The organism is Ruegeria sp. (assembly GCF_028066395.1).
In the GTDB taxonomy this organism is placed as follows: domain Bacteria; phylum Pseudomonadota; class Alphaproteobacteria; order Rhodobacterales; family Rhodobacteraceae; genus Ruegeria.
Genome location: NZ_JALCBM010000022.1, coordinates 1 through 23,170, shown reverse-complemented (window position 1 = coordinate 23,170; position 23,170 = coordinate 1). Strand labels below are relative to the sequence as shown.

Sequence of the window (23,170 nt, the reverse complement as noted above, 5' to 3'; positions counted from 1 at the left end):
AGGCTTGTCACGTTACTTTGGCAGGTTTGATACCTATCTAGGGGCTGACCCTAGGTAAAAGGCCAAGACCCCGGAGACCGCAATGCCCTCGCGCCGCCATGTCGCCCGTGACATATCCTATGCCCACTCCGCCGAAACCAAAGGCGGGCGGATGGTCATCAAGCTGATGGAGAACACGACGGGCCGCCTGCGCCTGATCAAACGCGCCGACGGGTATGAACGGGACGTCGCCAATGGGCAGGATTTCTGGTCGGTCATGGTGGACCGTTACGGGCTGTCGCTGGATGTGGTGGGCGGTGCGCTGTCGAACATTCCCAAAGACGGGCCACTGATCCTGATCGCCAACCATCCGTATGGTATTCTGGACGGGCTGATGATGGGCCATATCCTGTCCCAGACCCGAGGTGATTTCCGCATTCTGGCCAACGGCGTGTTTCGCAAGGCAGAAGACCTGAACCGGGTGGTCCTGCCGATTTCGTTCGACCAGACGAAAGAGGCGATGAAGCTGAACCTTAACACCCGCAAAACCGCGTTGAATTATCTGGCCGAAGGCGGCGCGATTGGCATTTTCCCGGGCGGCACGGTCAGCACCGGGCTCAGGCCGTTCTCGCACCCGATGGACCCAGGCTGGCGCGGGTTTACCGCACGGATGGTGGCCAAATCCAACGCCACCGTGGTGCCGGTTTTCTTTGACGGTCATACCTCGCGCCTGTTTCAGATCGCCAGCCATCTGCACAACACATTGCGCATGGGGCTGCTGATCAAAGAGTTCAAAAAGCGCGTTGATACCCCGGTTCGGGTGGTGGTCGGGGGCCCGATCGGGCGTGACGTTCTGGACCCGCTTGGCAAGGATACGCGCAAGATGATGGATTTCTTGCGCAAAGCCACGTATGAGCTGTCCCCAGAGCCGTTGAAATCCTATGATTACGGCTATGAATTCGAGGAACGGCATCGCGCCTGAAGGGGCAAATGGCAGTAGGTATCTTTGATTCCGGGTTGGGCGGGCTGACCGTCCTGAACGCCGCGCAGAAACGTCTGCCCGACGTGGATTTCCTGTATTTTGCAGACAGCGCTCACGCGCCTTATGGCGTGCGCGATGCCGAGGACATCTTTCAGCTGACCCGCAACGCCGTTCAGGACTTGTGGGCGCGGGGCTGTGATCTGGTGATTCTGGCCTGCAACACCGCCAGCGCCGCCGCCCTGCGCCGGATGCAGGAGGACGGCGTACCCGAAGGCAAACGGGTGCTGGGTGTCTTTGTCCCGCTGATCGAGGCCCTGACCGAGCGGCAATGGGGCGACAACTCGCCCCCGCGTGAGGTCGAGGTGCAGCATGTGGCGCTGTTTGCCACGCCCGCCACAGTGTCCAGCCGGGCGTTCCAGCGGGAACTGGCCTTTCGCGCCATCGGTGTTGATGTCGAGGCGCAAGCTTGTGGCGGCGTGGTCGATGCAATCGAGGATGGTGATCTGATCCTGGCCGAGGCGTTGGTGCGGTCCCATGTCGACGCGCTGAAACGCAAGATGCCGGACCCGCAGGCGGCGATTCTGGGCTGCACTCATTACCCGTTAATGGCCGAGACCTTTCAGCAGGCGCTGGGGCCGGATGTGAATGTCTACAGTCAGGGCGATCTGGTGGCCGAGAGCCTCGCCGATTACCTGCAACGCCATCCCAACATGACCGGCGGGGGTGAGGGCGGCTTTCTGACCACCGGTAAACCTGCCTTTGTCAGTGACCGGGCGACGCAGTTCCTCCGACGACAAATCACCTTTGCGGCTGCCTGATTTAGGTCAAGGACGGCCTTCCCCCAACGGATTAATTCGATGACCGTCGCATCGGCGGTCGTAAGATGTGACATATGAAGGAAAGAGGTCTGACATGACCCATAAAATCGCAATTCTGGGCGCCTCGGGCTATACGGGCGCGGAACTGGTGCGGCTGATCGCCGAGCACCCGAATATGGAAATCACCGCTCTGGCCGCCGAGCGTAAGGCGGGGCAATCCATGGCGCAGGTATTTCCGCATCTACGTCACATGGACCTGCCGGACCTGTGCAAAATCTCTGAAATCGACTTTTCCCAGATCGACCTGTGTTTCTGCGCGCTGCCCCACAAGACCAGTCAGGAGGTCATTCGCGAGTTGCCGAGCACGCTGAAGATCGTTGATCTTTCAGCAGATTTCCGGCTGAGCGATCCTGAGGAATACCAGAAATGGTATGGCAATGCTCATGCCGCCATCGCCCATCAGGAGGAGGCCGTGTATGGCCTGACCGAATTCTATCGGGATGAAATCCGCGCGGCGCGGCTGGTGGCGGGCACCGGCTGCAATGCGGCGACCGGGCAATATGTGCTGCGGCCCTTGATCACCGCCGGGGTGATCGATCTGGATGACATCATTCTGGATCTGAAATGCGCTGTTTCCGGCGCAGGACGGGCCTTGAAGGAAAACCTGCTGCATGCCGAGCTGAGCGAGGGCTACAACGCCTATGCGGTTGGCGGCACGCATCGGCATTTGGGTGAGTTCGATCAGGAGTTCTCGAAACTCGCGGGCCGCACGGTGCATGTGCAGTTCACCCCGCATCTGGTCCCCGCCAACCGGGGCATTCTGGCGACCTCTTACGTCAAGGGTGATCCGCAAAGTGTCTATGAGACGCTGTGTTCCACCTATGACGCCGAGCCCTTTATTCAGGTGCTGCCCTTTGGTGAGACACCATCGACCCATCATGTGCGGGGCTCGAACTTCTGCCATATCGGCGTGGTCGCAGACCGGATCGAACGGCGTGCCATTGTTGTGGCGGCGCTGGATAACCTGACAAAAGGTAGCAGCGGGCAAGCCTTGCAGAACGCCAACCTGATGTTAGGTGAAGATGAAACCCGGGGCCTTATGATGGCGCCTTTATTCCCGTGAGGACGGTATGAAAACGCTCAAGAAACGTCGTCGAGTGCAGGTGATCATATTGGCCGTCGTGGCCTTGACGCTGGCCACGGTGTTTATTGGCGTTGCCTTGAAGGATGGCATCAACTTCTTCCGCTCACCCAGTCAAGTGATTGCCGAGCCGCCGAAACCGACCGAGGTGTTCCGCATCGGTGGGCTGGTCGAAGAAGGCTCGATCATTCGCGGGCAGGGTGAGACGGTGCGTTTCGTGGTCACCGACGGGGGCGAGAGCGTTCAGGTGGCCTTTACCGGCGTGCTGCCCGATCTGTTTTCGGAGAATCAGGGTATGGTGGGGACAGGAAGCTACATTAATGGTGTCTTCGAAGCCACTGAAATTCTGGCGAAACATGATGAGACCTACATGCCGAAAGAGGTTGTGGACGCACTGAAGGAACAAGGCGTTTACAAGGAGCCTGGCGACAGCTGAATGCCTCCGGTGGAGGTGCTCTTGAGCAGAACATACAGGGGCGTTGCGTGTCACCGACATGCAGCGCCCTTTGTTTTAGCGCGGGTTTAAGGGGTTTACGGGACCGTTTGCCGGATCACAGCGACGGGGGATGGCATGCAGACGGTTCGGCAAATCGCCAAGGATATCGTGGCGCGCGAGGGAGGCTATGTGGATGATCCGGACGATCCGGGCGGTCCCACGAAATTTGGTGTGACCATCGGCACGATGCGCCGGTTGGGTATGGACCTGACCGGGGACGGCGCGATCACGCGGGCGGATGTGAAAGTGCTGAGCGAGGCGCAAGCCGTCGATATTTTTCTAAAGCACTACTATGAGGCCCCGCGCGTGTCTGCGGTGCCCGAGGCTTTGCAGGCCTCTCTGTTCGACATGTGTGTGAATGCGGGCGCGCAGGCGGTGAAGATCCTGCAGCGTCTGCTGCGTGAGATGGGGTTTGAAGTGGTTGCTGACGGGGTGATTGGCCCTCAGACCATCGCGGCAGCACAGAAGGCCGCGCAGCCCGATCCCATGGCGTTGCGGGATGCATATGGGGTGGCGCGGCGAAATTATTACTTCAATCTGGCCGACCGCCGGGTGCCGTTGCGCAAATACGCCCGGACCCGGGCCGGGGGCAAGGGTGGATGGATCAGGCGGGCCGAAGAGTTCCTGTCGGCGCCATATCATCTGACGCAGGACCAATTTCAAAGAAGGGTGGCGGCATGGGCTTGATCTCGGGCGTGTTGGGGTTGCTGTTTGGCTCCGGTCGCAATGTGGTGCGGGAAACGGCAGAAGTGTTCCGCGAAAACTCGGATGCAGGCGCGCAGCGGACGGCGACCCTGCAGGGGCAGGCCATGGCGCAGTTCGGGGCCGAGTTTCAGGTGGGCCAGAAGGGCGGATATGACCGGTTCATGGATGGGCTGAACCGGCTGCCCCGCCCGGCGCTGGCGCTGGGGACGCTGGGACTGTTCGTGGCGGCGATGGTCGATCCGCTGTGGTTTGCAGCCCGCATGCAGGGGATTGCTCTGGTGCCGGAGCCTCTGTGGTGGTTGCTGGGGGTGATCGTGTCCTTTTACTTTGGCGCGCGTCATCAGGCCAAGGTACAGGATTTGCAGCGGGAAATCGGGGCCACGATGTTGCGCGCGCCCACGGTTCTGGCCAATCTTGAAACCTTGCGGCAACTGCGTAGCGACAGCCCGGGCGTGGCTGATCCGGGGCCGGATGCAACGCTGGCCGAGCAGGTCTCGAAACCCGATGCAAACCCCGCGCTGGAGGACTGGAGGCGACTGCAAACGTATTGAGCCGCGACACTATGTGCGCAGAGGTCTGAGCGAATGTGAATGGCGCTTGCTACGCGGCAGCAGTATAAACGCGCCATGATTACAGAGCTCGGCCATTTCGCACTGATCCTAGCCTTTCTCGTCGCCATCGTGCAAAGCGTGGTGCCCCTTGTGGGCGCCGCCAAACGCTGGACCGGGTGGATGGGTTTTGCCGAACCCGCAGCCATCGCGCAGTTCCTGCTGACCGGGTTTTCCTTTGGCGCGCTGGTCTGGGCCTTTGCGACATCGGATTTCTCGCTGCGAATCGTGGTGGAAAACAGCCACTCGCTGAAACCGATGCTCTACAAGATCAGCGGGACCTGGGGGAACCACGAAGGGTCGATGTTGCTGTGGGTGCTGATCGTGACGCTGTTTGGGGCCATGGCGGCGCTGTTCGGGGCCGGTTTGCCTCCGACGCTGAAGGCGCGGGTTCTCTCGGTGCAATCGGCCATTGCGGTGGCTTTTTTTGCGTTCATCCTGTTCACCTCGAACCCGTTTGACCGGCTGCCGGTGGCCCCGTTTGACGGGCGCGATCTGAACCCGTTGCTGCAGGACCCCGGTTTGGCGTTCCACCCGCCGTTTCTGTATCTGGGCTATGTGGGCCTGAGCATGGCGTTCAGCTTTGCCATCGCGGCCCTGATCGAAGGCCGCGTGGATGCGGCCTGGGGTCGGTGGGTGCGGCCCTGGACGCTGGCGGCCTGGGTGTTTCTGACCATCGGCATCGCGCTGGGGTCCTGGTGGGCCTATTACGAGCTGGGCTGGGGTGGGTTCTGGTTCTGGGACCCGGTCGAGAATGCCAGCTTCATGCCCTGGTTGTTGGCCGCCGCGTTGCTGCATTCGGCCATCGTGGTAGAGAAACGCGAGGCGTTGAAAAGCTGGACTATCCTGCTGGCGATCATCGCCTTTGGTTTCTCGCTGATCGGGACGTTTATCGTGCGGTCGGGCCTGCTGACCTCGGTCCATGCTTTTGCCAATGACCCGGAACGTGGCGTGTTCATCCTGATCATTCTGGTGATCTTTGTCGGCGGCGCACTGACCCTGTTTGCCGCGCGCGCGCAGGCGATGGAGGCCAAGGGCGTCTTTGGCATGGTCAGCCGTGAAAGCGCGCTGGTGCTGAACAATATCCTGCTGGCGGTCAGCTGTTTCGTCGTGTTCTTCGGTACGATGTGGCCGATGGTGGCCGAGATGGCCTTTGACCGGAAACTCTCGGTCGGACCACCGTTTTTCAACGCGGCGTTCACCCCATTCATGATTGCATTGGGGATCGTCCTGCCGCTTGGGTCGATGTTGCCGTGGAAACGGGGCAGGCTGGGGCGTACCGCATGGTCGCTGCGCTATGCCTTTGTGCTGGCCGTCGCTCTGGCGCTTTTGGTCTGGGTGCTGCAAACCGGGCGCAGTGCGCTGGGGCCGGTGGGGCTGTTTCTGGGCGCGTGGATCACTTTTGGGGCGCTCCTTGATCTGTGGTCCCGCACGGGCCGCAAGGGCAGTCTGGCACGCCTGTTCCGCCTGCCGCGCGCCGATTGGGGCAAGGCGGTGGCCCATACCGGGCTGGGCGTCACCATGTTCGCCATCGCCGGTCTGACGGCGTGGGAGGTTGAGGATATCCGTGTCGCCCAGCCGGGCCAGCCCTTTGAGGTCGGACAGTTCACGCTGACCTTGCAGGATGTGCGCCGGGTTCAGGGGCCGAATTACTTCTCGACCACGGCGGATGTGGCGGTTGAAAAGAACGGGCGCGCGATCACCACGCTGCACCCGGAAAAACGCGACTATCCGGTGGCGCGGATGCCTACGACCGAGGCGGCGATTGATTACCGCTTTCTGCGCGACGTCTATGTGGTCATCGGGGATCAGCAGGCCGATGGTGGCTGGGTCATGCGGACCTATATCAAGCCGCTGGCCAACTGGATCTGGGCCGGGTGCCTGATGATGTCGTTGGGCGGTGTGCTCAGCCTGACGGACCGTCGGTTCCGTGTTGCTGCGGGCGCGCGCAAGACGCCCCGGACCGGAGTACCTGCCGAATGAAACGCCTGATCCTGATCCTGATGCTTATGGCCTCACCCCTAATGGCGGTGCAGCCGGATGAGGTACTGGACGATCCCGCGCTAGAGGCACGGGCGCGCGATATCAGCACCGGGTTGCGCTGTCTGGTCTGCCGCAACGAGAGCATCGACGAAAGCAATGCGGAACTGGCCCGCGATCTGCGCATCCTGCTGCGTGAACGCCTTGTGGCCGGGGACACGGATCAGGAGGCGGTGGATTTCATCGTCGACCGATATGGTGAATATGTCTTGCTGAAACCGACGACGACCGGGGCCAACCTGATGTTGTGGCTGGCAGGACCCATCATGCTGCTGATCGCAGCCGCCGTCGGCTGGAGCTTTCTGCGCAAGCGCGCGCAGCATCATGCGACGGACAAACCGGATGCGCTGAGCGCCGAAGAACAGGAGCGTTTGCGCGAAATTCTCAAGGATTGACGCGCCGTTCACCTTTCCCTTCGCTTACGTTTGCGTAAAGCTGGCGCAAACGGAGAGGGGATTCATGGAATACCAAGCAGTCCATCTGGACATCACCGATAATCTGGCGGTGCTGACGTTGAACCGCGCCGACAAGATGAACGCGCTGACCACGCGGATGCGGGCCGAGATCACCCATGCGATGAAACACGCCGCCCGCCACGCGCGCGCCATTGTGCTGACGGGGGCGGGCAAGGCGTTCTGTTCGGGGCAGGATCTGGGGGATGCCTCAAGCACCGGCAAGATCGATCTGGAACGCGCCTTGCGCGACGAATACGAACCGATGCTGGAGTCCGTCTACAACTGCCCGGTGCCGACCATTGCGGCGGTCAACGGACCGGCTGCCGGGGCAGGGGCCAATCTGGCGCTGTGCGCCGATGTGGTGATTGCAACCGAAAGCGCCTATTTCCTGCAGGCTTTCGCCCGGATCGGTCTGTTGCCCGATGCAGGCGGCACCTGGTTCATGCCGCGTCAGATGGGATTTGCCAAGGCGATGGGGGCGGCGCTGTTTGCCGACAAGATCAGCGCAAAACAGGCCGATGACTGGGGTCTGATCTGGGAGGCGGTCGCAGATGACGCGTTCGAGGCCCATTGGCGCAAACGGGCCGCTTATCTCGCCAACGGTCCCACCGCAGGCTTCGCCGCGATTAAACAGGCGATCCGAGGGACATACGACAAGACCCTGCCGCAGCAATTGGCGGCCGAGGCGCATCTGCAAGGCGAATGCGGTCGCAGCCGTGATTTCGCCGAGGGCGTCGTGGCGTTTCTGGAAAAACGCCCCCCGAATTTCGAGGGGCGTTAAAGCAAAAGGATCAGGCCCGGCGACGGCGCCGCGTCCGGCGTTCGGGCGCGGCGCTGTCCGCCTCGGTCCCGTCTGAGGCCGAAGAGAACGGGCCAAGCGCCAGCGTGATCTGATCCAGCGTCGGGCGGTCTTCACGCGGACGGGTGTCCAGCGCCTCGCGCATTTTGCGCAGGTGATCGGGCATGGTGCCGCAGCAACCGCCGATGATCGTGGCGCCTGCATCGCGTGCCATGACGGCGTACTGCCCCATCAGTTCGGGCGTGCCGTCGTAATGGATATGGCCGTCCACATATTTCGGAATCCCCGCATTGCCTTTGGAAATCACCGGCCGTTCGGTGCCCTGCGCGGCAAAGCCCAGAACCGTGCGCAGGATATCCGATGCACCCGTCCCGCAATTTGCACCAAACGCGATGGGCGGGTTGGGCAGGGTTTCGACCATCTGCGCCAGATCGGCCGAGGTCACTCCCATCATGGTGCGCCCGGCGGTATCGAAACTCATGGTGCCGCACCAGGGGATATCGGCCAGGGCAAAGGCTTCGGCCGCGGCGCGGAATTCCTCGGGCGCGCTGATGGTTTCCAGCCACAGCACATCCACGCCGCCTTCTTTCAGCGCTTCGGCCTGTTCGTGAAACAGCGACACCGCGTCCGCGTGGGACAGGCTGCCGACCGGCTCCATGATCTCACCCGTTGGACCGACCGAACCGGCGACCACAACCGGACGCCCGGCCTTGTCGGCAACTTCACGGCCCAGTTCGGCACCGGCGCGGTTCAGCTCACGCACCCGGTTCTGGGCATCGTGCAGCTTCAGCCGGGCGGCGGTGCCCCCGAACGTATTCGTCAGAAACAGATCGCTGCCCGCATCGACCGAGCCCTGATACAGCGCCCTGATCTTGTCGGGCGCGTCCACATTCCACAGCTCCGGCGCATCGCCGGATTGCAGGCCCATGTTGAACAGATTGGTGCCCGTCGCCCCATCCGCCAGAATGGCATCACGGGTGTCCAGAAGCTTGCTCAGCGCGTTTGTCATCGGGGTTCGTCCAATGTTTGGCCCCAAAGGGGCCGATAAAAATAAGAGACGTCCCGTGTCTCATGACCGGGACGTCAAATCAAATTCATAAATCTCATGAAGATCATGAGAGATTTGCGAGGTTCAGTCCGTCTCGCTCAGAACCTGAGCTTTGGCTTCGGGCAGAAGCTCGGCCATTTTGGCGCGAATCTCGTCCTCCGAGGACAGATTACCCAGATCGCCTGCCACCTTGCGAACAACGTCTTCATGCCCGGCTTCTTCGAAATCCGACAGAACAACGGTCTTGGCGTATTCATCCGCCGCATCGCCGGATTTGCCCAGCTTTTCTGCCGCCCACAGGCCCAGCAGCTTGTTGCAGCGGGCCTGCGCCTTGAACTGCATTTCTTCATCATGGGCGAATTTGGCTTCAAAGGCGTTTTCGCGTTCGTCGAACGTGGTCATGTGTGAGGGACCTCTTACTCCAAAATTATCAACGAACAGATAAGAGTTGGAAACCTGAATGTATAGCCAAAAAAGCCGTTGCGCGACCAAATGCGCTGTGCCACCAAAGGTTGTAAGCGGCGCATCCCGATGTCGGCAAATTCAATATACCGGAGGTCATTTTGGCATTGTCATCTCAAGGAACTGAGCAACCAGCACAAGAACCGTCACTTGCATTGGCTGTGTTGACGCCTTCGGTCGTTACAATTGCGTCTGATGGCAAAATCAACGAGGCCGAAATTGCGCAATTGTCCAATCTAATTGCGTTCAGTCCGATCTTTGCGGGTCTGGGCGCAGATATTCTGGACGATATGACCAACGCGGTCATGGACGATCTCGTCAAGAATGGTGCGGATCAGGTCATTGATGGGTGCATCGACGCACTGTCTCCACCCTTGCGCGAAACGGCTTTCTGTTTTGCGGCCCGTGTTGCGATGGCCGATGGGATTTTGGATGACCGAGAACGTGATGTGCTTTCGGATATGGCCGAGAAACTGATGCTTCCTGCCGGAACGTTCGAAAAAGTTCTGAGCGTTGTTGCGATGATGCAGAGATCGGCGCAAGCCTAGCATTCCAAAATCCTGCATTTGCCTAATTGTACGCCATCGCGCTCTGACCGTTTCCAAAGGACACAGACTTTGGAAACTTGCGGCTTTCAGCGCGCTGCACTATGAGGGCCGCAACACTGCGGTAATCGCATGTTGCCGATATGGAAGGGGCCCCGATGGCGCGTCGCAAGAAGATTTACGAAGGCAAGGCCAAGATTCTGTATGAAGGCCCCGAACCGGGCACGATCGTGCAGTATTTCAAGGATGACGCCACCGCGTTCAATGCGGAAAAGAAGGATGTCATCGACGGCAAGGGCGTGCTGAACAACCGCCTGAGTGAATTCTTCATGACCGGCCTGACCCAGATCGGCGTGCCGAACCATTTCATCCGCCGCCTGAACATGCGCGAACAGCTGGTGCGCAATTGCGAGATCGTCCCACTGGAAGTGATCGTGCGCAACTATGCCGCCGGGACCATGTCGAAACGTCTAGGCATTGCCGAGGGCACGCAACTGCCGCGTCCGATTGTGGAATATTGCTACAAGGACGACTCGCTGGGCGACCCGCTGGTGACCGAGGAGCATATCGCCGCCTTTGGCTGGGCCAGCCAGCAGGACATGGATGATATCCTCAGCCTGGCGCTGCGGGTGAATGATTTTCTCAGCGGCATGATGCTGGCCGTCGGCATCCGCCTGATCGATTTCAAGATCGAGATCGGCCGTGTGTATGAGGGCGATTTCCAGCGCCTGATCGTCGCGGACGAAATCAGCCCCGACAGCTGCCGCCTGTGGGATATCGAAACCGGCCAGAAGCTGGACAAGGATGTGTTCCGCCGCGATCTGGGCAATCTGACGGACGCTTATTCCGAGGTCGCCCGCCGTCTGGGCGTTCTGCCGCAAAGCAACGTGACCAAGCCGACGCTGATCAACTAGACTAGGCTTGATCATTGACCGCTCAAAAGTGCCGTTTCGAAAGGAGCGGCACTTTTTTCATGTGTTATAAATATTTGACAGATTTGGCAGACGTGCCGCATTCTCGACCTAGGTATCTGACCCGGTTTGTCAGCTAGGTGGTGTTCTGTATGGGCGAATTGTTCGATCAGGCGGTGTTCCTGAAATTCCTCGCAGCCGTGCTGGCCATTTTCAATCCGCTTTACAACATTCCGATCTTCCTCAGCATGACCCGCGACTGCACCACCGCGGAACGGCGGCGTGTTGCGTTGATCGTGACGGCCTCGGTCACTGTGATCGCCCTGATTGCCGTGATGATCGGCGAAGAGGTGCTGGCCATTTTCGGCATCGATGTGCCCTCGTTCCGGATTGCGGGCGGCATCATCATTTTTGGCATCGGCATGTCGATGCTGAAGGCCGAAGATCGCGCTCCGGGGGATCAGGCGGCGCTGGCAGAGGGGCATGCGCGCAAACTGAAATTCGCCGTTGTGCCTTTGGCCATTCCGCTGACCATCGGGCCGGGCACCATCGCGATTACCATCGTTTTCTCGCATCAACTGTCGGACGGGGCCGAGATTGTGACGCTGGGCTCGGCGGTGCTGATCGCCTGTGCGATTGTCGGGGTTGGGTTGCTGTTTGCCGATCAGATCTCGCGATTGCTGGGTGAGACGATGATCAATGTTCTGACCCGGATCATGGCCATTCTTCTGGTCGCGGTTGCGGTTGAGATGGTGCTGACCGGCACGTTCAATGCGATCGACAAACATTATCCGAGGTTATCCTCGATGCTCGGAGGGTAGGGCGGCCCCCTGCGGTCATCCGTCCTGCCTAAGGCGGCCCAAGAAGGGTTGTCCAATCAATGCAAGCAGGGTATCCCGCGCGCAACGTTAAGGGGCCCGGACCTCGGGACCGCAGGTGGAGTTGCGAAAATGAAGGCACGGGTGCATGTGATGCTCAAGAACGGGGTTCTGGACCCGCAGGGCGAGGCGGTACGGCACGCTTTGGGCGCCATGGGCTTCGATCAGGTCGAAGGCGTGCGGCAGGGCAAGGTCATCGATCTGGAACTGGCCGAGGGCGCGACCGAGGCCGATGTGACCGCGATGTGCGAAAAGCTGTTGGCCAACACGGTCATCGAACGCTACGAAATCGAACTGGTCTGAATCTCATGCGGGCAGCGCGCCTGATCAGCTACCGTCAGCCGCTGGACCTGACAACTGTCCTCGATCCTGAGCCGGTCGCGGATGGGGTGGTGGTCCGCGTGACGGCCTGCGGCGTCTGTCGGTCGGACTGGCATGCGTGGTCGGGCTCGGACCCGGATGTGGAGCTGCCGATTACTCCGGGGCATGAATATTGCGGCGAGGTCGTGGCCGTTGGCCCGCGCGTGCGCCGCTGGAAGGTTGGCGACCGCGTCATCGCGCCCTTCATTCTGGCCTGCGGGCATTGCCCGGATTGTGCGCAGGGGCATCAGACCATCTGCGCCGATCAGGTGGTGCCCGGGTTCACCTGTGACGGGGCCTTTGCCGAGTACATCTCAGTCGCTCATGCGGATGCGAACCTGTCGGTGCTGCCGGACACTCTGGCCCCTGAAATCGCCGCCGCCTTGGGCTGTCGGGTCACCACGGCGTGGCAGGCGCTGGTCGGGCGGGCGCAGATACAGGGCGGGGAATGGCTGGCCGTGTTTGGTGGTGGCGGCGTTGGGATTTCTACGCTGCTGCTGGGCAAGGCCCTTGGCGCGCGCGTCGTGGTTGTCGATATCGCCGATGACAAGCTGGCTTATGCCGAAACCCTCGGGGCGGATGCGGTTGTGAATGCCGCCACCTGCGACGCGCCGCAAGCGGTCAAGGACCTGACCGGCGGCGGTGCCCATGTCGCGATCGAGGCGCTGGGGATCGAGGCCACAACCGTGGCGGCGATGCGGTCCCTGCGCAAACTTGGACGCATGGTGCAGATCGGCATGCCCGCAGGCGACCACAGCACCATGGCTCTGCCGATGGATGTGCTCTATTCCGGGCAGCTGACCGTCTATGGCACACGTGGCATGCCCAGTTGGCGCTACCCGTCACTGCTGTCGCTGATCGCCGGGGGCGGCGTTGATCTGAGCCCGCTGGTCACGCGAAAAATATCTCTGTCTCAGGTAAGCGCCGAGCTTGCCGCCTTTGACCAGCCGACACCGCCCGGTGTCGCGGTCGTCACCGATTTTGTCTCTTAGGAGGGTCCGCCATGCGCGCCGCTGTCATCGTTTTCCCCGGGTCCAACTGTGACCGCGACCTTGCCGTGGCTTTCGAACAAGCCGGGTTCTCGGTCGATATGGTTTGGCACAAGGATGCCAGCCTGCCCGAGGGCGTGGATATCGTCGGCGTCCCCGGCGGGTTTTCCTATGGTGACTACCTGCGCTGCGGGGCGATTGCGGCGCAATCGCCGATCTGCAAGGCGGTGGCGCAGCATACCGAACGTGGCGGCTATGCGGTGGGGATCTGCAACGGGTTTCAGGTGCTGACCGAAACCGGCATCCTGCCCGGCGCGCTGCTGCGCAATGCAGGGCTGAAATATATCTGCCGCACCGTGGGTCTAAAGGTCGAAACCAGCGACAGCGCCTTTACCCAGGGCTACAATGCCGGAGATGTGATCGGCCTCCCGATCGCCCATCACGACGGCAACTATTTCGCCGATGACGAAACCCTGGCCATGCTGAAGGCCGAAGACCGGATTGCCTTCACTTATGCCGAGAATCCCAATGGTTCGCGCGACGATATTGCCGGTATCCTGTCGCACAACCGGCGCGTGTTGGGGATGATGCCTCACCCGGAACGGGCGGCGGATTCGGGCCATGGCGGCACCGATGGAACGGCGCTGTTCCGCGCATTGGCGGGCGTTCTGGCACCGGCGTGACTTGAGGTCATCGGCCCGGGCGCGTAGCGTCGTGGCATGAAATCAGAGGCGCAATCAGACAGCAGCGGGTTTTTCCGCCGGTTCCGCGGGGCTCCGCTGGGTTGGCGGTTGCGCATTGCCATCATCGCCCTGCTGTTGGTGACCGTGGCGACCGTCTGGGTCACCAACAGCCTGCTGACCAGCCGGTTCACCGAATCCACCCGCAACCGGGCCGAACTGCGGCTGGCGCTGTATTCCGGCAACCTGCTGAGCGAGTTGCGCCGCAATGCCATCGTGCCGCAATTGCTGGCGCGTGATCCGGCGCTGATATCGGCGTTGCAATCCAATGACTTCTCGCTGTCGACCCAGCGTCTGATCTCATTCGTCGAAGAGATCGGCGCGGCCTCGTTGGTGCTGCTGGATAGTGATGGCCGCACGGTGGCGGCAACCGACCGCAACCGTTTGGGCGAGGGGCATCGCGGTTCGCCCTATTTCATTGACGCGATCCGGTCGAATGCCACCATATTCTCGGTCATCCCGCGCGAGGCGAGCGGCTACCGCTTCGTCTATTCCCGCCGGATCGAGGCCAATTCCGAGGTTCTGGGCGTCATCGTGGTCGAGGTCGATCTGCAAAAGTTCGAACGCGCCTGGTCGGGGATTTCGGATGCGGTGATGGTGACCGACAGCACCGGCAACATCATCCTGTCGACCGAACCGCAATGGCGCGGTCTCGATGAAGCCTCGGCCATGTTGCGCCAGCCGCCGCAGGGCGCAATCCAGAGGGCGATCCGGGCCACGACCGATTGGCATGTGCTGCCGCCCGATGCCTATCTGCAGGGTGAGGCGGTGATGCGGATGGAAACCCGCATTCCGTTCCGGGGCTGGCAGATGACGTCCTTCACCACCTATTCCTCGATTCGCGAGCGGGTGAATGCCGTGATCGCGCTGGAGATCATGGTCTTTGCGATTCTCCTGGCGCTGGCCTTCTATGCGCTCAGCCGTCGGGCCACGTTCCGCATGGCGCTGTTCCAGCGCGAGTCGGCGGAGCTTCGCGCATTGAATGCAAGGCTACAGCGGGAAATTGCTGAGCGGGAACGGGTTGAAAAGACGCTGGAAGTGGCCGAACAGACGCTGGCCCAAAGCTCGAAACTGGCGGCCTTGGGTGAGATGTCGGCGGCAGTCAGCCACGAGTTGAATCAACCTCTGGCGGCGATGAAGACCTATCTGGCGGGCGCGCGTCTGCTGCTGCGCCGCGACCGCGCCGAAGAGGCTCTGGCCAGCTTTGGTCGCATCGACGGTCTGATCGAGCGGATGGGCGCGATTACCCGTCAGTTGAAGTCATACGCGCGCAAGGGTGCGGATGCGTTTTCCCCTGTAAATCTTGGCGAAGCGCTGGCCTCATCGCTTTCGATGATGGAACCGCAATTGCGGCAGCGCCATGTGAAGATCACCCAGATCCTGCCCGAGGACCCGGTGGTGGTCATGGGCGACCGGATGCGGATTGAACAGGTGATGGTCAACCTCTTGCGCAATGCGCTGGACGCCACCAAATCAGTGGCAGAGCCGGATGTGGAAATCATCCTGGCAGCCGGGGACATGGCGGTGCTGACGGTGCGCGACAATGGCTACGGGATCGAGGATATCGAAAACCTGTTCGAGCCCTTCTACACCACCAAACAGCCCGGCGACGGGGTGGGTCTGGGGCTTGCCATCTCCTCGGGGATCGTGAACGACCACGGGGGACGCCTGACCGCACGCAATGGTCAGAAGGGCGGCGCAGTGTTCGAGATGCAGCTGCCGATACTGGAAAACGATGGCCTTGAGGCCGCGGAATAACGAGGAATGACTATGGCACAGGCCATGAAGATCGCCATTGTGGATGACGAACAGGACATGCGCCAGTCGATCAGCCAGTGGCTGGCGCTGTCGGGATATGACACCGAAACCTTTGCCAGCGCCGAAGATGCGCTGAAGGTGCTGGGGCCGGAATATCCCGGCATCGTGATCTCGGACATCAAGATGCCGGGGATGGATGGCATTCAGTTGTTGAAAAAGCTGATGGGCGCCGACAGCACACTGCCGGTGATCATGATCACCGGACATGGCGACGTGCCCATGGCGGTTGAGGCAATGCGTGTTGGCGCGTTTGATTTCCTTGAGAAGCCGTTCAACCCTGACCGGATGTCGGAACTGGCCAAACGCGCCAGTAATGCGCGCCGTCTGACGCTGGACAACCGCGCCTTGCGGCGCGAGCTGTCGGGTGGCACCCAGATCATGAACAAGCTGATCGGCGCCAGCCCGGTGATGGAGCGCCTGCGCGAGGATATTCTGGATCTGGGTCAGGCTGACGGTCACGTGCTGATCGATGGCGAAACCGGTACTGGCAAGACTTTGGTGGCCCATGCGCTGCATGCGGTCGGCAGCCGGGCGGGTAAGAAATTCGTTCTGGTCTCCTGCGCGGCGCTGGAAGAGGACGCGCTGTCGAAACGTCTGTTTGGGCCGATGATGCCCGAGGACACGCAACTGCCCGCCATCGAAGAGGCGCGCGGCGGCACGCTGGTTCTGGAAGATGTCGAGGCGCTGAGCGACACGTTGCAAGCCCGGTTGCTGAGCGTGATGAACGAGCAGGGCACGCCTGCGGAAACCCGCATCGTTGCGATCTCGAACCTGCAGGAGGCGGGCAAGACGTCCGAAGATGTTCTGCGTCCCGACCTGTTCTACCGCCTGGCCGCGCTGCGCATCACCATGCCGCCGCTGCGCCAGCGGGGCGAGGATATCCTGACCCTGTTTACTCGTCTGATTGAGCAATTTGCCGAGGAATATGGCTGTGACGCGCCGCAGGTGAGTGCTCAGGAAGCCGCACAACTGTTGCAGGCCCCGTGGCCGGGCAATGTGCGGCAGTTGATCAACATTGCCGAACGCGCCGTTTTGCAGTCGCGTCGGGGGTCGGGGACGATTGCCTCGCTGCTGATGTCGGATCACGAGGAAATGCAACCTGTGATGACCACCGAGGGCAAACCGCTGAAGGAATATGTCGAGGCGTTTGAGCGGATGCTGATCGACAATACCATGCGCCGCCACAAGGGCTCGATCGCGTCGGTGATGGATGAGCTGTGCCTGCCGCGCCGGACGTTGAATGAAAAGATGGCCAAGTACGGGCTGCAGCGGTCGGATTATTTGTGACGGCAGGGAGGGGGCCAGCCCCCCTCTTGGCCTGTATGGCCAATTCACCCCCCGGGATATTTTTGGCCAGATGAAGAGGCTGGCCCGTTACTGGGCATCGTGATGCAGTTTGCCCATTGTCTTTTCCACAGGACTGCTTTTATTGTGTGCGGACGGGCCGGGCCGTAATGCGCGCCTTTAAGCCCCGAATCTTTGAGTTTCGCTGCTTTGCCGCAGGTGATTGTTGATTGTTCACCGCAAAGCAGACCGATTGTGCCCCATTACGGGGCAGTAGAGTACCTGAGCCCGGACATTTCGGGCGAAAGGAATAAATGGGCAGGCAGCGGCACGATCCGCGTCTGTCGGAGAAGAACCGCGATGACGCGCGCGCAACGATTGAGTGACCGGGCAGGGGGCCATAGCGCCAGACCCTGCCGCGCGCCGTCTGACATCGCCCTGACAAGACACCACCCCAAAAGCGCCTGTCCGCCAGGATGGGTAAGGACAACGCGTTTGGCGCGGTGCACCAAGGACACATGGCTAAGAAAATGCTTATCGATGCCACCCACGCGGAGGAAACCCGCGTCGTGGTGGTCGACGGAAACAAGGTCGAGGAGTTTGACTTTGAATCCGAAAACAAACGCCAGCTTGCTGGCAACATCTATCTTGCAAAAGTAACCCGGGTCGAGCCGTCGCTGCAGGCGGCCTTTGTGGATTATGGTGGGAACCGGCATGGGTTTCTGGCGTTCTCCGAAATTCATCCCGACTACTACCAGATCCCCGTCGCCGACCGTGAGGCGCTGATGGAGGAAGAGCGCGCCTATGCCGAGGCGATGAAGGCGCGCGATGAGGCCGAGGAAGCCAAGCCGAAAAAGCGCCGTTCCCGCTCGCGCAGCAAGGCGGCGGACGTGAAATCCGATGATCCGGTCGAAACCCTTGAGGTCTCGAACGAGCCTACCGGCATGGAAACCATCGATCTGGAAGATGGCGACGATACGGATGTGACGGTGCCCGAGGGGACCTCGCCCATGGAAGTGGTGGCCGAGACGCCGGTGGAAGAGCCGGTCGGTGAGGCACCTGAAGCTTCGACCGAAGAAGTTGCCGAAACCCCCGACACGACTGCAGGTGAAGATGCGCAGCCGACGGTGGAAGCCAGTGAAGATGAGGCGTCGGCAGAGTCCGTGCAGGACGCACCTGCGGAAGAGACCACCGAAGCCGAAGCATCGGAGCCCGAGCAAGACACCGATGAAGGTGACGATGATGGTGAGACTGAGGCCAAGGCGGCGGATGCCACGGCCAAGGATGACAGCATCGAATCCGTCGCCGATGAGGATGACAGCGAGGATATCCGCCCGCCGCGCAAGCCCCGCCCGCGCCGCTACAAGATTCAGGAAGTCATCAAGGTCCGTCAGGTTCTGCTGGTGCAGGTGGTCAAGGAAGAACGCGGCAACAAGGGCGCGGCGCTGACCACCTATCTGTCGCTGGCCGGTCGCTATTGCGTTCTGATGCCCAACACCGCGCGCGGTGGCGGGATCAGTCGCAAGATCACCAATGCCGCCGATCGCAAGAAACTGAAGGAAATCGCCTCGGAAATCGACGTGCCGACCGGCGCGGGGCTGATCGTGCGCACGGCGGGCGCCAAGCGCACCAAGTCCGAGATCAAGCGCGACTATGAATATCTGCAACGCCTGTGGGAGCAAATCCGCGAGCTGACGCTGAAATCCATTGCGCCCGCGAAGATCTATGAAGAAGGCGACCTGATCAAACGCTCGATCCGCGATCTTTATAACCGCGAGATCGACGAGGTTCTGGTTGAGGGCGAGGGCGGATACCGCATCGCCAAGGACTTCATGAAGATGATCATGCCGTCCCACGCCAAGAACGTGAAACGGTATGAGGACGCGCTACCGCTGTTCGCGCGCTATCAGGTGGAAAGCTATCTGGCCGGGATGTTCAACCCGACCGTGCAGCTGAAATCCGGCGGTTACATCGTGATCGGCGTGACCGAGGCGCTGGTGGCGATCGACGTGAACTCGGGTCGCGCGACCAAAGAAGGCTCGATTGAGGAAACCGCGCTCAAGACCAACCTTGAAGCCGCCGAAGAGGTGGCGCGCCAGTTGCGTCTGCGTGATCTTGCCGGTCTGATCGTCATCGACTTTATCGATATGGACGAGCGTAAGAACAACTCGGCCGTCGAAAAGCGCATGAAAGACAAGCTGAAGACCGACCGGGCGCGCATCCAGATGGGGCGCATCTCGGGCTTTGGCCTGATGGAGATGAGCCGTCAGCGACTGCGTCCCGGCATGCTTGAGGCCACGACACAGCCGTGCCCGTCCTGTCATGGCACCGGCCTGATCCGTTCGGACGACAACATGGCGCTGTCGATCCTGCGCCAGATCGAAGAGGAAGGCACTCGCCGCCGTTCACGCGAAGTATTGGTGCGCTGCCCGGTCAGCATCGCCAACTTCCTGATGAACCAGAAGCGCGAACATATCGCCCAGATCGAGTCGCGCTATGGTCTGTCGGTGCGGATCGAAGGCGATGTGCATCTGGTCAGCCCCGATTTCTCGATGGAGAAGTTCAAGACCGCCAGCCGGATCGTGCCCGAGGCCACTGCGCCCGTGGTGTCGGTGGATGCGTCGCTGATGGACCTGGTGGATTCCTCGGACGAGGAAGAAGAGATCAAGGACGAGGTCGAACAGACCGAAGAGGAAAGCAAACCCAAGCGCAAGCGCCGTCGGCGTCGCCGCAAGAAGGGCTCGGGCGGCGGTGAGACCCCTGAGACAGACGGCGAGGGCTCTGAGGCTGAGGAAGGTGCGGAAACCGCAGATGCTGAGGCTGAGGTGAAAGAGGCCGAAGGTGAGGCCAGTGCCGAGCCTGCTGAGGACACCGAGAAGGCGGAGAAGCCCAAAAGGCGCCGCGCACCGCGTCGGAGCAAGAAGGCCGCCAAAGAGGCCGAAGCAGAGGCCGAAGCGCCTGCCGAGGACGCTCAGGCGACTGAGACTGTGGAAGACGCCCCTGCGACGGAAGAGGTCGCACAAGCGGAGGCGGTTGTTGAAGAGGCTGAAGTGACGGCATCCGAAGAAGAAGTGCCTGCCGCTGAGGTTGATACGCCTGAGGACGCCGAAGCTGCGGAACCCGCACCTGAAGCGGTTGCGGAAGAACCCGAAGCGGAAGTCGCTGAACCGGAAGCCCCTGCGGAGGCCGAAGAAGACCCTCAACCCGCCGAGGTCGAGGAACCCATGGCTGAAACGCCCGAACCGGTTCTTGAGACGGTCACCGAGGAACCCGCCCCGGACAAGCCCAAGCGGCGCGGCTGGTGGTCGTTGGGCAAGTAAAGATCAGGCGAGCCTTCGGGTCCAGCCCCTGACGGTAAATGTTGATGGCTCTTCAAACTTAGGAGAGCCATCATTTCTATCGTTCAGATATTTCTTCGATCCACTCCGCAGGGACATTCTCTTCGAACACCAACCCTACATCGAATTGCTGTGTCGCAGGATCAAAACCTGGATGAGCAAGCTCGAAGCTCCAAACAGAAATGATTTGGTCAATGATGTTTGGCACATCCCCCGCGCGTCGCAAATCCTCCATCGAGAAATGTGGATGAGCAGCATTCAATGCTTCTTGGCCAAGAATCGCAACTTTTACCAAATACGACACACCATCTTCTTCAAGTAGTTTCACCCCCCGGGTGGATGTCGGAATTACCCAGTTCGTAAGAAGGATTCCTTCCGAAACAGGTCGCCCTTGCTACGGAATGGGAGGTAGCCAACCAATTTCTTTGGACACCGTCGTCAGAGAGCTCGAATGTCAGTGCCGTTATTTTTCGAAGGCATTTGCAAGGTTCCAAGATTTCGTCGAAGAGCAGCGCGATGCTCTGTTTATACCCCCAACCAGATCAGCAAAGGCAGAAACACTGGCTGATGGAAAAGACTAAATGACGATCCGCCACTTCGAATTCGACCATCTTGAACATTGGAAATCCGACCTGAGCAGAGCGCTTGGGTCAATTGTTCCCAGCGAAATCGCTGACATATTGCGCGAGGCAAATCCCGAATTCATTTCTGATGCTCGAGATGTTTTGTTCGATGTGGCCGATCGTGACCCAATCACTGACGAAGTTATTTCTTGGGTTGAGAAACATACAGTATTCGCCTTCCATGGAACCCGCCTAAACGCTGATGAGTTTCATAGTGTTGAAAACGAAGGCCTGAAGATCCTTAGGCCTTCGGAAAGAAGGGCCAGGCTGGAAAGAGCGCTTTCTCGGCACCCCAGATGGGATTCTGTTCTGGGAGAAATCTCCTCTGCGATAAATCGACATGGCCCGGGGAAGCGCCTTGGTAGGCGTGAAGGGCAAGTTCATCTCACCTTGTCCCGTGCAGGCCTAACAAATGGCTTCCCACACTACCTGAATGGTGGCTCTGAGTTTGATCAGAATGTGGCCATGGATCTTCTTGGAGCGGATGGGGTGAAGCGATGCGTATGTTTGTTTCGAAAGTCCTCGGTGTTTTTCTTAAATCCTCCAGAATCAGCCTTCGCCAGCGCCGAGTTGAGCTTTTTCCAAGAAGTCCAATGTTTTGACTGCTCCTCAGCATGTTTCTGTGTGATCCCGAAGTCTTCAGGAAGAACATCAAAACTGTCTGTCCAGTTGCTTCCCAACGGAACAACGTTGGCCTGATGTGACAGGTGTGCGGCCGCGAAAAAAGAACCGCGCCTTGATTTTATATGGCAGCGTGATTGCACTTGTTGCCAAGTCTTGGACAAATTCATGTCGAAGAGCAGCCTGCTCGTCTGGTGAGGACACGCAGAATACTTTTTGCCAAGCCGCCAGTTTGAGGGTGAGAACAATCAAGTGGTTGATTGAATTGGCGAGTTCCCGGGCGCTCTCCGTCGCAAGGTCGCTGAAAATCATTTTTTGAGCGCCATTGTCCGACAAGAAATCAATGGATTTCGGATCATGTCTCGAAGGCGCAAGACATGTGCAAACTGCATGATGTCGTAGCGCACCAGAGCCCCGCTGTGCGGGAGCTGGTAGAGCTCTTCTTCCTTGATCCGCTTCTGCTTCTGGAGCTTCGAAATATAATCCTCGAACTCGGTCTTGGACCAAAGCCTGCCATGTTCCCGGAAGCACTTTGACAGCAGGTCATCGCCGACGGATGCCATATCGGCCTCGACCTTGTCATGACTGGCTTTGTCGTCAAATTGCAGGGCGGCCTCCATGATGTATCCGTTCCGCGCGTGAGCGGTGCAGAGGTGCTGAACGATGATCTGGGTGCGCTCCCGTTTGGTGGGCCAGTTCATCTTGAGAGATTGGGAGTCTGTTGCGAAGCGCGAACCGACTTTCATCCAGTCGATGTCGTCGAAGACCTCACGCTCGGCCCGGAAGGCGCGGACTTGATCGTAGATGAAGTCGATCTTCCGATAGACGTCGCGATACGACACCTAAGCGATGGAACACATCTTCTGGAATGGCACGCCATTGACCATCATGCGATAGAGAAGAGGGTTCTTGTCACTGCGCTTCTGGCGTCGCGTTGCCCGGCCGATGGAAAAGGTCTTCTTGCAAAACTTGCATTGATATCTGGGGTCGCCACCAGCGGTCTTTCCGAAGCTGCGGTATTGATCCGGGTGCACCGCCAGAGATTTTCCCAGGTTCTCGCACTCAGGATTCCTACATCCCGGTGCAATCGGATCGACTTGTTGCAAATCCTTGAGTCTGTTGTATTCTTCGAAAATCGCCTTGTTGTTTTTCAGACGGTGATTGGTGCTGCAAGTAGGGCAAGTGAAAAACTCTTCATGCTTTGCACCTGCAACCGTGCCTCTGATAGCTTCTGGCGAAGCCGGCGGGCTGCCTTTAGGCCGCTTGAAGGGATCTGGTGGAATGCCGAGGCTCACGCATCGTGGGTTCCGACAGAAATTGACATCAACGCCCTCGAATGGAAGCGGCAGTCTTCGTTTGAGTCCGAGGTCTGTCGAAGATATCTTCGAGAGGTCGTTCAAGAGGATTTCTAAAGGGTAGATTGGCCACTTTGTGGCCAACCGAAGTCTTTATTTCAACATTTACCGTCAGGGGCTGGGCCTTCGGGTCCGCCTTTTTCGTTTCAATCGATTGTAACAGGGATCACAGGGA

24 protein-coding genes are annotated in these 23,170 nt (G+C 60.0%); 19 read left to right on the top strand and 5 right to left on the bottom strand.

Annotated features, from left to right (window positions below; all coding sequences use genetic code 11):
- Positions 1–82 precede the first annotated feature (82 nt).
- The 9 genes from MPJ51_RS09250 to MPJ51_RS09210 all read left to right on the top strand — a co-directional run bounded on the left by MPJ51_RS09250 (position 83) and on the right by MPJ51_RS09210 (position 8,005).
- Positions 83–961 carry a lysophospholipid acyltransferase family protein gene (locus tag MPJ51_RS09250; protein WP_298385113.1) on the top strand — a complete coding sequence of 293 codons (879 nt, stop codon included), beginning with the start codon at positions 83–85 and terminating at the stop codon, positions 959–961.
- 8 nt (positions 962–969) lie between these two features.
- Entirely contained in the window at positions 970–1,779 is an 810-nt protein-coding gene (gene murI / locus MPJ51_RS09245) for a glutamate racemase (RefSeq protein ID WP_298385110.1), read from the top strand.
- A 94-nt stretch (positions 1,780–1,873) separates the two neighbouring features.
- Entirely contained in the window at positions 1,874–2,902 is a 1,029-nt protein-coding gene (gene argC / locus MPJ51_RS09240; RefSeq protein ID WP_298385107.1) for an N-acetyl-gamma-glutamyl-phosphate reductase, read from the top strand.
- A gap of 7 nt (positions 2,903–2,909) precedes the next feature.
- A complete protein-coding gene (ccmE, locus tag MPJ51_RS09235; protein ID WP_298385104.1) occupies positions 2,910–3,356 on the top strand; it encodes a cytochrome c maturation protein CcmE in 447 nt (148 codons plus the stop codon).
- 135 nt (positions 3,357–3,491) lie between these two features.
- Entirely contained in the window at positions 3,492–4,103 is a 612-nt protein-coding gene (locus tag MPJ51_RS09230; RefSeq protein WP_298385103.1) for a holin-associated N-acetylmuramidase, read from the top strand.
- On the top strand, positions 4,094–4,672 hold the full coding sequence (locus MPJ51_RS09225) for a holin family protein (RefSeq protein ID WP_298385100.1): 579 nt from the start codon (positions 4,094–4,096) through the stop codon (positions 4,670–4,672). The genes MPJ51_RS09230 and MPJ51_RS09225 overlap by 10 nt, the downstream gene beginning before the upstream one ends.
- A 75-nt stretch (positions 4,673–4,747) precedes the next feature.
- Entirely contained in the window at positions 4,748–6,712 is a 1,965-nt protein-coding gene (locus tag MPJ51_RS09220; RefSeq protein ID WP_298385098.1) for a heme lyase CcmF/NrfE family subunit, read from the top strand.
- Entirely contained in the window at positions 6,709–7,164 is a 456-nt protein-coding gene (locus MPJ51_RS09215) for a cytochrome c-type biogenesis protein (RefSeq protein WP_298385096.1), read from the top strand. The genes MPJ51_RS09220 and MPJ51_RS09215 overlap by 4 nt, the downstream gene beginning before the upstream one ends.
- 64 nt (positions 7,165–7,228) lie before the next feature.
- Positions 7,229–8,005, top strand: a complete 777-nt coding sequence (locus tag MPJ51_RS09210) for an enoyl-CoA hydratase-related protein (protein WP_298385093.1) — start codon at positions 7,229–7,231, stop codon at positions 8,003–8,005.
- 10 nt (positions 8,006–8,015) lie between these two features.
- Here the strand turns inward: MPJ51_RS09210 and bmt are convergent, their stop codons facing one another.
- Both bmt and MPJ51_RS09200 read right to left on the bottom strand, forming a co-directional pair.
- Positions 8,016–9,032 carry a betaine--homocysteine S-methyltransferase gene (gene bmt, locus MPJ51_RS09205; RefSeq protein WP_298385090.1) on the bottom strand — a complete coding sequence of 339 codons (1,017 nt, stop codon included), beginning with the start codon at positions 9,030–9,032 and terminating at the stop codon, positions 8,016–8,018.
- 123 nt (positions 9,033–9,155) lie between these two features.
- Complete coding sequence (locus MPJ51_RS09200) at positions 9,156–9,473, bottom strand: DUF1476 domain-containing protein (RefSeq protein WP_298385088.1); 318 nt, start codon at positions 9,471–9,473, stop codon at positions 9,156–9,158.
- 161 nt (positions 9,474–9,634) lie between these two features.
- Between MPJ51_RS09200 and MPJ51_RS09195 the strand changes: the two genes are divergently transcribed.
- The 9 genes from MPJ51_RS09195 (at position 9,635) to MPJ51_RS09155 (ending at position 20,378) form a co-directional block, all read left to right on the top strand.
- Positions 9,635–10,081 carry a tellurite resistance TerB family protein gene (locus MPJ51_RS09195; protein ID WP_298385085.1) on the top strand — a complete coding sequence of 149 codons (447 nt, stop codon included), beginning with the start codon at positions 9,635–9,637 and terminating at the stop codon, positions 10,079–10,081.
- A gap of 155 nt (positions 10,082–10,236) precedes the next feature.
- The gene (gene purC / locus MPJ51_RS09190; protein WP_298385082.1) at positions 10,237–10,992 is read left to right on the top strand and encodes a phosphoribosylaminoimidazolesuccinocarboxamide synthase; all 756 of its coding nucleotides are present in this window, start codon (positions 10,237–10,239) and stop codon (positions 10,990–10,992) included.
- 149 nt (positions 10,993–11,141) lie between these two features.
- Entirely contained in the window at positions 11,142–11,810 is a 669-nt protein-coding gene (locus MPJ51_RS09185; RefSeq protein WP_298385079.1) for a MarC family protein, read from the top strand.
- A 129-nt stretch (positions 11,811–11,939) separates the two neighbouring features.
- Entirely contained in the window at positions 11,940–12,170 is a 231-nt protein-coding gene (gene purS, locus MPJ51_RS09180; RefSeq protein WP_298385076.1) for a phosphoribosylformylglycinamidine synthase subunit PurS, read from the top strand.
- Between the two features lie 5 nt (positions 12,171–12,175).
- Positions 12,176–13,219: a zinc-dependent alcohol dehydrogenase family protein gene (locus MPJ51_RS09175; RefSeq protein WP_298385073.1), complete on the top strand. Its 1,044-nt coding sequence runs from the start codon at positions 12,176–12,178 to the stop codon at positions 13,217–13,219.
- Positions 13,220–13,230: 11 nt separating this feature from the next.
- Entirely contained in the window at positions 13,231–13,899 is a 669-nt protein-coding gene (purQ, locus tag MPJ51_RS09170) for a phosphoribosylformylglycinamidine synthase subunit PurQ (protein WP_298385070.1), read from the top strand.
- A 36-nt stretch (positions 13,900–13,935) separates the two neighbouring features.
- Positions 13,936–15,714 (top strand): ATP-binding protein, encoded by a 1,779-nt coding sequence (locus MPJ51_RS09165; RefSeq protein ID WP_298385067.1) that lies wholly within the window; start codon positions 13,936–13,938, stop codon positions 15,712–15,714.
- 12 nt (positions 15,715–15,726) lie between these two features.
- Positions 15,727–17,061, top strand: coding sequence for a sigma-54 dependent transcriptional regulator (locus MPJ51_RS09160; protein WP_298385064.1), 1,335 nt, complete (start codon positions 15,727–15,729; stop codon positions 17,059–17,061).
- Between the two features lie 515 nt (positions 17,062–17,576).
- Positions 17,577–20,378, top strand: a complete 2,802-nt coding sequence (locus MPJ51_RS09155) for a ribonuclease E/G (RefSeq protein ID WP_298385061.1) — start codon at positions 17,577–17,579, stop codon at positions 20,376–20,378.
- A 76-nt stretch (positions 20,379–20,454) separates the two neighbouring features.
- Here MPJ51_RS09155 and MPJ51_RS09150 read toward each other — a convergent pair whose 3' ends face one another.
- Positions 20,455–20,724 (bottom strand): hypothetical protein, encoded by a 270-nt coding sequence (locus MPJ51_RS09150; protein ID WP_298385058.1) that lies wholly within the window; start codon positions 20,722–20,724, stop codon positions 20,455–20,457.
- A 253-nt stretch (positions 20,725–20,977) separates the two neighbouring features.
- On the opposite strand from MPJ51_RS09150, the gene MPJ51_RS09145 reads away from it, so the two are divergent.
- Positions 20,978–21,718, top strand: coding sequence for a hypothetical protein (locus MPJ51_RS09145; RefSeq protein ID WP_298385055.1), 741 nt, complete (start codon positions 20,978–20,980; stop codon positions 21,716–21,718).
- Between the two features lie 230 nt (positions 21,719–21,948).
- On the opposite strand, the gene MPJ51_RS09140 is transcribed toward MPJ51_RS09145, so the two are convergent.
- Together MPJ51_RS09140 and MPJ51_RS09135 are read right to left on the bottom strand one after the other, a co-directional pair.
- Positions 21,949–22,482, bottom strand: coding sequence for a hypothetical protein (locus MPJ51_RS09140; RefSeq protein WP_298385052.1), 534 nt, complete (start codon positions 22,480–22,482; stop codon positions 21,949–21,951).
- The gene (locus MPJ51_RS09135; protein ID WP_298385050.1) at positions 22,483–22,935 is read right to left on the bottom strand and encodes a hypothetical protein; all 453 of its coding nucleotides are present in this window, start codon (positions 22,933–22,935) and stop codon (positions 22,483–22,485) included.
- Positions 22,936–23,170: the final 235 nt, after the last annotated feature.